At 63.0% G+C, this 11864-nt stretch carries 7 protein-coding genes; 5 read left to right on the forward strand and 2 right to left on the reverse strand.

Annotation, left to right across the window (positions count from 1 at the left end):
• Positions 1 to 17: 17 nt before the first annotated feature.
• On the reverse strand, positions 18 to 719 hold the full coding sequence (locus EU811_RS04565; protein WP_142937310.1) for an ABC transporter ATP-binding protein: 702 nt from the start codon (positions 717 to 719) through the stop codon (positions 18 to 20).
• A 24-nt stretch (positions 720 to 743) separates the two neighbouring features.
• Positions 744 to 1823 (reverse strand): ABC transporter permease, encoded by a 1080-nt coding sequence (locus tag EU811_RS04570; protein WP_187697078.1) that lies wholly within the window; start codon positions 1821 to 1823, stop codon positions 744 to 746.
• Positions 1824 to 2017: 194 nt separating this feature from the next.
• On the opposite strand from EU811_RS04570, the gene EU811_RS04575 reads away from it, so the two are divergent.
• The 5 genes from EU811_RS04575 to EU811_RS04595 all read left to right on the forward strand — a co-directional run bounded on the left by EU811_RS04575 (position 2018) and on the right by EU811_RS04595 (position 11822).
• Entirely contained in the window at positions 2018 to 3298 is a 1281-nt protein-coding gene (locus EU811_RS04575; RefSeq protein WP_142937312.1) for a sensor histidine kinase, read from the forward strand.
• The gene (locus EU811_RS04580; protein WP_142937313.1) at positions 3295 to 3951 is read left to right on the forward strand and encodes a response regulator; all 657 of its coding nucleotides are present in this window, start codon (positions 3295 to 3297) and stop codon (positions 3949 to 3951) included. Before EU811_RS04575 ends, EU811_RS04580 begins: the two co-directional genes overlap by 4 nt.
• A gap of 180 nt (positions 3952 to 4131) precedes the next feature.
• Positions 4132 to 7977, forward strand: coding sequence for an NPCBM/NEW2 domain-containing protein (locus EU811_RS04585; protein WP_142937314.1), 3846 nt, complete (start codon positions 4132 to 4134; stop codon positions 7975 to 7977).
• A gap of 114 nt (positions 7978 to 8091) precedes the next feature.
• Positions 8092 to 10095: a penicillin-binding transpeptidase domain-containing protein gene (locus EU811_RS04590; RefSeq protein WP_142937315.1), complete on the forward strand. Its 2004-nt coding sequence runs from the start codon at positions 8092 to 8094 to the stop codon at positions 10093 to 10095.
• A gap of 44 nt (positions 10096 to 10139) precedes the next feature.
• Positions 10140 to 11822, forward strand: coding sequence for an ABC-F family ATP-binding cassette domain-containing protein (locus EU811_RS04595; RefSeq protein WP_142937316.1), 1683 nt, complete (start codon positions 10140 to 10142; stop codon positions 11820 to 11822).
• Positions 11823 to 11864 lie beyond the last annotated feature (42 nt).

Raw genomic sequence — 11864 nt, forward strand, 5'->3', positions numbered from 1 at the left:
ACGCGCACTGCTGCTAGTTAGTTGGGTTGCGCCGACGGAACCAGGGCGCGGCTGATGCGTCCGTCCCTCATAGTCGCGACGGCGTCGGTGAGGGGAAGGAACTCGGTGTCGTGAGTGACCATGACGGTGGCGGTGCGGAACTCGTTAGTGACCCGCCGAAGTAGCCGGACGATCGACTCGCTGCGTTCGTGATCAAGCGCGGCCGTTGGCTCGTCGACCAGAAGAACAGTAGGGCTGCCCATGAGGGCTCTGGCAATATTCACCCGCTGGCGCTGGCCGCCGGATAACTGGTGTGGGCGCTTATGCGCAGCGTCGGACAGGCCAACGACCTCCAGCAGCTCAGCTGCTTTCTCCCGTTCTCCGCGCACACGCCTGCCCCGGAGGTGCTCACGTATCAGCAACTGCTCGACGGCGGTCAGTGCCGGCAGCAGGTTGGGTTGCTGGAAGATGATGCCCACCTTGTCCCGGCGAAGGGCCGTGCGTTCGGCGTCCGAAAAGGCGTTGACGTCCTCTTCGTCGATGATCACCAGCCCGGCTGTGGGCTTCACGAGGGTCGCCGCGACGGCGAGAAGTGAGGACTTGCCGGAACCGGAGGGTCCTACAAGGGAGAGGAACTCACTTTTATGCACGCTCAGGTTGACGGCGTCCAGCGCCTTGAGGGTTGAGGTGCCGTCCGGGTATTCGAGGGAAACGTTGACCAGGTTCAATGCTGTACTCACGATGCATGCCTTTCTGGGAATGTTTTAGTTGCCGCCGAGTGCCAACAGTGGATCCACTGTGGTGACGCTTCTTACCGCCAGGACTGCGCCCGCCAGGCCCAGGAGGATGATTCCTGCGATAGGCAGCAGTGTGGTCATGGGTGTGATCAGAAAAGGTGCGGCCTGGGCCGCGAACGTTCCGCCGGCCAAGCCCAGAAGACCGCCCACCGCCGCTCCTGCCAGCAGCACCATGGCCGCCTGGGTGAGGGCGTCCCGCAACACATAGCCGGACGAAGCCCCCAACGCCTTGAGGACGGCGATGTCGCGTGTGCGCTGCACTGTCCACACTGTGAGGAACGCGACGATCACCAAGGCCGAAATGCCGTAGAGGAATGCCTGCATCAGCATGAGTGAGCCGTTCTCGCTCTTGTACGAGGCAAGTGCCTGGAACGAACCCACGGGGTCCGTACTGACCGTGCCGGCCGCCGCGTTGGCGGCGTCGAGGTTCACGGAAGCTCCGGCGTCGAAGGTTGCGGTGATGACCGTTGCGGTGCCAGGTGCTGCGTGGGCGATGGTCCGCCAGGTCTCCAGCGTTGTCCACACCACGCCGGTGTGCGAGTACCACTGGTCCTCCACAACGGCTGAAACCGTCAGGTCTGTCCCGCCCGCACGAACCCGGCTGCCAACTTCCAGCGCCAGCTCTTTGGCCAGCGACTCACCCACCACCACCGTCCCGTCCTCCACAGCCGATGGAGCAACCGCGCCGCCAAAGACTGCAACGTTCGCGGTTCCGGTCGGGGTCCCCCCGCCACCCAACGACTGAAAACGGGTCTGGCTGATTCCCAGCGCCTGCGCGGACGTCACACCCGGCTGGTCCCGCCAGGCTGCGAGCTGAACAGGGGAAACTTCGGACTCGGTGTACGAGGCCTTTGGATCACCTCCGGCGGGTGCACCAAAAACAATCTGCTGCACCGGCAGGGCCCCCAGTGCGGACGTCGACTGGTTGCCCAAACCTGCAGTCAGCCCGGAGAGCATGACCAGCAGCAACGTGATGAGGGCGACCACACTGCCCATGAGCGCAAAACGACCCGTGGCGAAGCGGATATCGCGGATGGCAAGAAACATCGGATTCCTTCGATTCAATGCGGGCTTGATCCCGGCTATCTCAACTCTTCCGGCGATAGGCCGCCGAGGCATCGGGAGCCGGATGGATCGGCTGGCATCGTGGGGTTGAACCGGCGATCATCCGAATGGTTGATTCAGGCCCTGGAGCGCGAAATTTGGTTTACGGGAGGAGCGCCGGGGATACGCTGTGAAGCATGCAGTCTCCCGCTGGCGCCGCCACAATCCTCCGCGTGCTGCGCGTGAGCCTTCATCTGGGTTTCGCGGTTCTGCTGCTGGTGGCCGTTGTCCGCTTGGTGACGGGAATGGGAACCAACGGTCCGGCGTCGGCTGTTGCTGTGATTGCCGGACTAAGTCTTTCGGCCCTGCTGGCATTGGTGTACCTCAGCGGGACTCTCTTGGAAAAACGCCATGCAAGCCATCCCACCCGGTTCAATCCCACACCGTACGCACGCTGGTGGCTTGGCGCGGTGATGCTCCTATGGCTGCTGCTCCTCCTGGTCAGCAGCGACTTCGCATGGGTTGCCTTCCCCTTGTTCTTTCTGCAACTGCACCTGCTCCCCCGCGCGCTTGCTTTGCCCGCGATTGCTGTGAGCACTGCGCTTCTGGTGGGCACGCTGTGGTTCCATAGCCGGGGATCGTCCGACGGCGGCCTGCAGCTTGCTATGGTCCTTGGGCCGGTGTTCGGGGCAGCATTCGCAGTGGTCACGGGCTTGGCCTATCGCGCGTTGTTCCTCGAAGCCGAGAATCAGCGCGCTGTTGCCGACGAGCTTCGCAGGACCCGCGCCGAACTCGCACAGACACAGCACGACGCCGGAATGCTGGCCGAACGCGAACGGCTTGCCCGGGAAATCCACGACACCTTGGCGCAGGGCTTCTCAAGCATTGTCCTGATGGGCAGGTCCGCCGAGAAAGCGTTGGACGATGGCGACGCCAGTGCTGCACGGGAGCGGCTACGAACGGTTCAGGACACGGCGTCTGCCAATCTTGCCGAGGCGCGGAGCTTTGTGCGCGGCCTGCGTTCGCCGGATCTTGAGCGCTCGGGACTCGTGGATACCCTCAGCCGCCTCTGTGAGAAAACGGAGACTGAGGCTGCTGCCCGGGGGTCCGCGCTGCGCTGCCGCTTCGAGCTGGTGGGTACGCCGACGGAACTGCCTAATACGTACCAGACCACCCTGCTCCGGGCCGCGCAGGCTTCCCTCGCTAACGTGTGGGCGCACGCCCACGCGCGCACCGCCGTCGTGACCCTGTCTTTCCTGGGCGCTGAGGTGACCTTGGACGTTTTTGACGACGGCATAGGATTCGAGCCGTCGACGGCGGCCGGCACGGCGCGAGGTGACGGCACCGGCGTCGGGCTTCAGAGTTTGCGTGAGCGGCTGGCCGCATTGAACGGCAGCCTGGAGATTGAGTCGGCGCCGGGTGAGGGGACCGTGGTTGCGATCCGGGTGCCGTTGCCGGCGGATGGGGGTGCCGCGTGAGTGAGATTCGGGTGTTGTTGGTGGATGACCACCCGGTTGTTCGGGCAGGACTGCGGGCCATGCTCGCCGACTTCCCGGGGGTGACCGTGGTTGCGGAGGCAGCTGACGGTGATGCCGCGCTGGTGGAACTCAGCAAGCTCAATACTTTGGGTGAGCCCGTGGACCTGGTGCTCATGGACCTGCAGATGGGCAGCGGCATGGATGGCGTAACGGCTACGGAGAGGATCAAGGCGGGTGAGGCCGGGACTCCCCCGCCGCCTGTGCTCATTTTGACCACCTATGACACAGACGCGGACATCCTCGCCGCAGTGGAGGCCGGTGCAAGCGGCTATATGTTGAAGGACGCACCCCCGGAGCAGATCCGGCAGGCCGTGTTGTCCGCGGCGGCCGGGCAAACCGCATTGGCACCGGAGGTTGCGGCGCGGCTCATGGGCCGGATCCGGAATCCTTCCCCGGCTTTGAGCGCCCGGGAAGTACAACTTTTGGAGCTCTTGGCAACGGGTATGAGCAACCGTGCCATGGCCAAGCAACTCTTCATTTCCGAGGCCACGGTGAAGACCCACTTGGTGCACATTTACTCGAAGCTCGGCGTGGACAACCGGACCGCTGCCATAGCCGTCGCGACGCAGCGCAGGATTATCCGCTCGCGCTGACTCTCCCCAACTGAGTCGCAACTGTGCGCGTTTTGAGCGCCCAAAACGCGCACAAATGCGACTCAGTCGGGTAAGAATTTTGGTTAAACGGTTGACCTTTGATCCTTTTGCAGTGACGATTAGTGCACGTTTCGCTATGAGTTAGATCACAAAAAGTCACTCGTCGAAAGTTGGCCCCACATGTCCGCACCCACATTGGGCTTCTTATCCGGCACTGCCCCCGGCAGCTCCGGACGCACCAAAAAGCTAGTCAGGAAGGCCGCTTCCCTCGGCCTAGCCTCGCTGCTCCTCGCAGGAACCATCCCCGCACTCACCTTTGCCGCGGCCGCCAATGCCGCTCCAGGTGATCCCGCGGCCATTAAAACCGTCACCCCCGAAGTCCCTGTCGATGCCGCCGGAGTACCCCTCGGAGCGGTGACCGGGTTTACCCAGTCCGGCAACGTCGTCAACCTTTCCGCGGAGAAGGGCGCCATCCGCGTCACGTTCCTGGACGACGGCAATTTCCGCCTGGAAGCTGACCCCAGCGGAAAATTCACCGATCCCGCCAATACAGACCAAGGCGATCCGGCCAGGACCGCCAACATCGTGGTGGGCAAGGATAAGTTCCCCGGCACCACACCCACAGTCACAGACGGCGACTGGCTGGTCCTGAAAACTGCCAAGATCAGCGTCGAGATCAACAAGGCCACCACACAGCTTCGGGTTCTCAGGACTGACGGCTCGTTGGTTCTGGAGGAGTCCGCCCCCATCACCTTCGGCGCCAACTCAGCTACGCAGCACCTTGCCCAGCAGGACGGCGAGCAGTTCATCGGCGGCGGCATGCAGAACGGCCGCTCCGTGCACACCGGCGCACTCATCAACATTGCCAAGAACTTCGACTGGGACGATGACGGCTACCCCAACGCCGTGCCGTACTACATGTCCTCCAAGGGCTACGGCGTTCTCCGCGACACCTTCGCCCGCGGCTCCTACAACTTCGGCGGCCAGCCCACCACCACGCATGAGGAAAAGCGCTTCGATGCCTACTATTTCGTGGGCGACTACAAGCAGTCCCTTGGCGCGTACACCACGCTGACCGGCAAGCCCATGATGCCCCCGGTCTACGCCTTGGAATACGGCGACGCCGACTGCTACAACCGCTCCAACCCGGGGTACTCCTCCTCGGGCTACGGTGATCCCGACGGCGCCAAGCAGCGCACGCCCGACGCCATCAAGACGGCCCGGAAGTTCGTGGAGAACGACATGCCCGCCGGCTGGATGCTGGTCAACGACGGCTACGGCTGCGAGTACCAGCAACTCCCGGAAACCGTGAGCAACATCGAGGAAGAAACCGACCTCAAGGTTGGCCTCTGGACGCAGCGTTCCCTGACCAACCAGGAGTACGAAGTGGGCGAGGCCGGCGTCCGGCTCCGCAAGCTCGACGTCGCGTGGGTAGGCCAGGGCTACCGCCAGGCACTCACCGGTTGCGAAGCGGCGCACGGCGGCATCGAACAGTATTCAAATGCCCGCGGCACCTCGCTGATGGTGGAAGGTTGGGCCGGCTCCCAGCGCTGCGGCATGCAGTGGACGGGTGACCATTCAGGAAACCTCGACGCCGTCCGCTGGCAGGTTTCGGCCCTCACCGGCGCCGGCAACTCGGGTTTGGCATTCACCACGGGCGATGTTGACGGCATCTTCGGCGGTTCCGCTGAGTCCTACGTCCGCGACCTCCAATGGAAGGCCTTCGCCCCGGCGCTGTACTCCATGTCCGGCTGGGCAGCCACTGACAAGCGTCCGTGGCTCTACGGCGACGAGGCTACAGCCATCAACCGCCAGTACCTCCAGCTCCGCCAGCAGCTCATGCCCTTCATTTACACGCTGGCTCAGGAGTCATCCACAAGCGGCGTTTCCATGATGCGCTCCATGGCTCTTGAGTTCCCTGACCAGGAATGGTCTTACGGCGCCGAGGCAAACAACCAGTTCATGCTCGGTTCCGACTTCCTGGTAGCCCCGGTCTTCACCCAGACCGACGTGCGCAACGGCATCTTCCTCCCGGCAGGCCAGCAATGGGTGGATTACTGGACCGGCAAGCTCTACCAGGGCGGCCAGATCCTCAACGGCTACAACGCACCGCTGGACAAGCTTCCGGTTTTCGTTCGTGCAGGTGCTGTGATCCCGCAAGGAATTGTTGCCCGTAACGCGTCTTTGGTTCCTGAGGATTCCATGATCACTCTGGACGTCTACGCCAAGGGCCAGGACGCCTTCACTCTGTACGAGGACGACAAGGTGACCCGCGAATTCAAGGATGGCAAGTCTTCCAGCCAGATCTTCTCGGTGGACGCTCCAGGCACCGGTAACAGCAGTGTCAAAGTGACCATCGGTGAGCGGAAGGGCGAGTACACCGGCAAGGCGGAGGCACGTCCGTACGAACTGAAAGTCCACGCGGGAGCAGCACCCAAGGACGTCAGGATCGGCGGCACCAAGCTGGCCCAGCACTCCACCCAGACCGCTTATGCTGCAGCAACCACCGGCTGGTTCTTCGACGAGGCCAACAACGGCACCATCTGGGTGAAGACGGGCTCAATTGCCTCCAACCAATCCGCTACGGTTCAGCTGCAGCAGGCCGGCCCGCTGGGCGGCAAGAGCCAGGAAGACACCGCGGCTGAAGTTCGCGTGACCACCGGCCAACAGGTCTTCCAGGACCAGGAAACCACCGTCACGGCGGCCTTCGTGAACACCGGAACCAAGGCTAAGAGCAACGTGGTGCTGACCCCGGTGCTTCCTGAAGGCTGGACTGTGGTGTCGGCCTCCGGCGCAACAGCTGCAAAGGTTGAAGGCGGCGCCACAGCAACTGCCACGTTCGTTATCAAACCGGGGACCAGCGCAAAGGCGGGCCAACAGACCGTGCGGGTATCGGCGTCGTACGACGCATCCGGGACCATCCAGTCCGTGACCGGCGGCAACCAGATCTACGTTGCTTATGGTTCTTTGGCCGCTGCGTACAACACCGTCTCGATCACCACCGTGGCGGGCAAGGCACTAGGAAACTTCGACGGCGGAGGGGCCACCTTCGCTGCCGAACAGCTGGCTGCCGCCACGGTTCCTGCAGGCGGAGTCCGGCCGGGCAGCACAGTAACGGTGGACGCCGGAAAACCGACACAGGTTGACTACACGTGGCCGGCCGTCGGACCCGATGTACCTAACTCGGTGGCGCTTTCCGCGCAGACCATTGCCGTTAAGGGCAAGGGAACGCACCTGGCCGTGCTTGGATCCGCCGCGGTGGGCAATGGAACCAGCGCGGTTTTGACGCTGAGCTACGCGGACGGAACAACCGAGCAGCAATCCATCTTCTTCCCCAACTGGTTGCAGCCGTCCGTCCTCAACGGGGCAGTGGTGGCCGTTTCCGAACAGGGTAGGAACAACGCCAACGGGCCGTCGCCGGAGTACACACAGTACAAGTACCAGGCGTTCTCCAACACGGTCCGGCTCAACCCCACCAAAGAGCTGGCGTCCGTCACCCTGCCCACTGACACCCGCGTGAAGTTCTTCGACTGGAAAGTGACATCGCAGCCGTTGCCGAACGTCCCGCTTGGAACGGTGTACGCCTCGGACACGCCGTGGGTCCAGGCTTTGAACGGCTACGGCGTAATCGGTAAGAACGTTGCCAACAAGGACTCGGCGTCGTCCCCGGACAAGCCGCTGGCCATCAACTACACGGATCCCGTGACAGGTCAGCAGCCTGTGTTCAGTAAGGGCCTGGGCGTTCATGCTGCCTCAAAGATCACCTATTACCTGGGAGGAAAGTGCACCTCTTTCACCTCGCAGGTGGGCCTCGAGAGTGGCTTTGGCGGGAACATCATCTTCAAGGTCAATGCCGACGGCGTGAACAAGTACCAATCGCGCACGTACACACCGGGATTTGCCCCTGAGTCCGTGTCCGTTGACCTCACTGGTGCGGCATATGTGGAATTGGTGGTGGACCCCTCCGGATCCATCAACGGCGCGCATGGCGTTTGGGGTGATGCAAAGTTCACATGTGCTTCGTAGCCTGACGTGAAGACCGCCGTCGCTCGCCAACTCCAGCCGGGGTGGCGGGCGGCGGCCGTCCGTTTTAACGGCCACAACAAGAAAGTGTCAGGGGAACGGGGCATAATGTCGCAAATGGGGAAATTGAAAAAACACGGTCTTGTCCTTGGTCTCGTATCGCTGGTGATGGCCGGTTCGCTGACCGCCTGCGATGACGGCCGCGCCGGCGCGGAAGGAGCAGCCAAGCAGCTCGCCTCCTCGCTGGCGGCGCTCGACGTCGGCCAGCTCGCCGTGGAGGGTAAGGACGCAGCCGCGGCCAATGATCAACTCAAAGCCGTCTTCGAGGGACTCGACGCCAAGCCGGCAGTAGAGTCAGGCGACGTCAAGCTCGACGGCGACACCGCAACGTTCCCCCTTAAATACAGCTGGAACATCGGCTCGGCCAAGTGGGAGTACAGCTCCGAAGCCACGCTGAAGAAGGTCGGCGACAAGTGGGCTGTCCAATGGACCCCTGCACTCCTTGCACCGGAACTCTCCGAGGGTGAGACCCTGTCCGTCAAGACCGTTCCCGCGCAACGCGGCCAGATCCTGGGTGCCGGAGATGCTCCCATTGTTGAGGACCGTCCCGTCTTCCGGGTGGGCATCGACAAGACCAAGGTTCCGGCAGAGCAAGCCGACAGTTCTGCGCGAGCCATGGCGGCTCTGCTCGGGCTGGACCCTGAAGAGTACGCCAAGCAGGTTGCTGCCTCAGGTCCGCAGGCTTTCGTGGAGGGCCTTGTGCTGCGCGCCTACACGGCGGAAATCACTGAAGCTAAAATCGAGGCCATTCCCGGCGGATCGAGCATCCTGGACTCCATGGCTTTGGCTCCCACCCGGACTTTCGCGCGGGCATTGCTCGGCAGCGTTGGTCAAGCCAGTGCTGAACAGATTGAAAACTCCAATGGTGCGCTGCGCGCCGGAGACACCACGGGCACTGGCGGTCTGCAGCAGAAGTACGACTCGTTGCTGCGCGGTAAAGATGGCGTGGAAGTCCTGGCAACTCCCGAGGTTAAGTCCGAAGGTGAGACCCCGGGCACCAAAGTGTTCTTCTCGTCCCTCCCGTCCCCGGGCACCACGCTGAAAACCACGCTGGACCTGAAACTCCAGCAGCTGGCGGAGGAAACGTTGGCCGGTGTTGGGCCCGCGTCGGCCATTGTTGCCCTTAAGCCATCCACCGGCGCTGTACTAGCCGCAGCGTCCGGACCAGGCAGCAACGGCTACAACACGGCCATGCTTGGCCAATATGCGCCGGGTTCCACCTTCAAGATTGTTGATTCCCTGGCCATGTTCCGCAACGGCGCCACCCCCGATTCCAAGGTTGAATGCCCCTCAACGCTGACCGTGGACGGCCGCACGTTCAAGAACGCCGAAGGGTATCCGGAAAGCTCCCTCGGCTCGGTGGCCCTCCGCGACGCTTTTGCGCACTCCTGCAATACGGCCTTCATCAACGCCCGGGATGCCGTCAGCCAGGACCAGCTCGAATCCGCAGCTCAGGCTCTGGGCGTGGCGGTTGAAGCTCCCAAACTGGGCGCAGACGCGTTTTTGGGTTCTGTTCCGGGCGCTGCCGAAGGTACCGAGCACGCTGCTTCCATGATCGGCCAGGGCAAGGTGCTCTTTTCCCCGCTCTCAGCCGCGGTCATGGCAGCTTCCGTCGCCAACGGCGCACCTGTTTCTCCGCAACTCGTGCTGAACGCTGACGCCGCCCAGTCCCCGGCCGCCACCCAGAACCCCAGCTCCGGTGCCACTCCCACCGAAGGTGGCGCCGCGTCGCCGTCGTCCGCGTCCGCTTCAGTGAGCGCCGTTCCTGTGTCACCGGCGTCCACCAAGCCGATCACCAAGGAAGAAGCCGCTGCACTGTCGGACATGATGCGGGCTGTAGTGACCTCAGGCCACGCTGGCTTCCTCGCCGAGGTTCCCGGTACGCCGGTGGGGGCCAAAACAGGCACCGCGGAATTCGGCAATGACAACCCGCCAAAGACCCATGCGTGGATCGTTGCAACGCATGGGGATCTGGCGGTTGCAGTGTTCGTGGAAGAAGGCGGACTGGGTGCCACCACCAGCGGACCCCTGCTGAAGTCGTTCCTCACCGCAGCCGGCTGACACCGCCGTCGAGTGCCAATCCGCCGCCATGGGAGGATTGAAACGTGGCCCATATTGACGTTTCCGGCATCGACTACTTCCTCTCCGACGGCACCCAGCTGCTCAACGGGGTGACCTTCAAGGTCCCCGATGGCACCAAAACGGCGCTCATCGGGCCTAACGGAACGGGCAAGACCACCCTGTTCAAGATCATCTCCGGTGACCTCACGCCGGACGAGGGTGTTGTTGGCCGCTCCGGCAACATGGGCATCATGCGGCAGTTCGTGGGCCAGGTTCGGGACGAATCCACTGTCCGGGATCTCCTCGTTTCCACGGCGCAGGCCAGCCTCGCAGCCGCTGCCAAGGCTGTGGAGGACGCCGAGCTGGCCATGATGGAGCACGACGACGAGCCCACGCAGATGAAGTATGCGCAGGCGATCGTGGACTGGGGAGACGCCGGCGGGTACGACGTCGAGACCGTCTGGGACGAGGTCTGCATGGCAGCCTTGGGGATTTCGTTCGACAAAGCGCAGTTCCGTCGCGCCTCCACCCTGTCCGGTGGCGAGCAGAAGCGCCTGGTCCTGGAAGCCCTGTTCGCTGGCCCGGACGAGCTCCTCCTCCTCGACGAACCCGATAACTACCTGGACGTTCCGGGCAAGCGCTGGCTGGAAAGCAAGCTCAACGAGTCCAAGAAGACCGTCCTGTTCATCAGCCACGACCGCGAGCTGCTCAACAACGCGGCCAGCCGTATCGTCACACTCGAGCCCGGTATCAATGGCGCTTCAGCATGGATCCATGGTGGCGGCTTCGGCACATATGTCGAGGCGCGTGCCGATCGTAACGCCCGTTTTGAGGAACTCCGGAAACGCTGGGACGAGGAGCACATCAAGCTCAAGGAACTCGTCAACATGTACAAGAACAAGGCCGCTTTCCGTTCCGATATGGCTAACCGGTACCAAGCAGCGCAAACCCGTCTGGCCAAGTTCCTGGAAGCCGGCCCACCCGAGGCCTTGCCGATCGAACAGAACGTCAAGATGCGCCTCAAAGGTGGGCGAACAGCCAAGCGTGCCGTCGTGGCCGAGAAGCTGGAACTGACCGGTCTCATGAAGCCGTTCTCCACCGAGATCTGGTTCGGCGACCGCGTTGGTGTTCTTGGTTCCAACGGTTCGGGCAAGAGCCACTTCCTGCGCCTCCTGGCTACCGGCGGCACCGATCCGGAGCGTGAGCACCTGCCGGTGTCCGAGGTAGTGATTGCTGAAGTGCCGCATCAAGGCACCGTGAAGCTGGGTGCCCGCATCCGGCCAGGGTTCTTCGCACAGACGCATGTCCGGCCTGATCTGTTGGGCCGGACGCTGCTCGAGATCCTGCACCGTGGCGATGAGCACCGTTCCGGACTCGCCCGTGAGGCCGCCGCCGGTGCCTTGGATTCGTACGGCTTGGCCGGTCAGTCCGAGCAGAAGTACGAGTCCTTGTCCGGTGGTCAGCAGGCACGGTTCCAGATCCTGCTCCTGCAACTCTCCGGCGCCACGTTGTTGCTGCTGGACGAGCCTACGGACAACCTTGACCTTCATTCGGGCGAGGCTCTGGAACGGGCCATCGACGCTTTCGAGGGCACTGTCCTTGCTGTCACGCACGACCGCTGGTTCGCAAAGTCCTTTGACCGTTTCATGATCTTCGGTTCCGACGGCAAGGTCTACGAGTCGGAGGAACCCGTGTGGGATGAGAAGCGGGTGGAGCGCGCCCGCTAAGCCCGAACGCTCTCTCACATAACTGAACTGCTCCCCTGAAGT

The organism is Arthrobacter sp. TS-15 (assembly GCF_006964045.1).
In the GTDB taxonomy this organism is placed as follows: domain Bacteria; phylum Actinomycetota; class Actinomycetes; order Actinomycetales; family Micrococcaceae; genus Arthrobacter.

Coding starts and splice junctions, on each gene's coding strand:
- EU811_RS04570 (WP_187697078.1), bottom strand. CDS start 1,823: ATGTTTCTTGCCATCCGCGATATCCGCTTCGCCACGGGTCGTTTTGCG.
- EU811_RS04575 (WP_142937312.1), top strand. CDS start 2,018: ATGCAGTCTCCCGCTGGCGCCGCCACAATCCTCCGCGTGCTGCGCGTG.
- EU811_RS04585 (WP_142937314.1), top strand. CDS start 4,132: ATGTCCGCACCCACATTGGGCTTCTTATCCGGCACTGCCCCCGGCAGC.
- EU811_RS04590 (WP_142937315.1), top strand. CDS start 8,092: ATGGGGAAATTGAAAAAACACGGTCTTGTCCTTGGTCTCGTATCGCTG.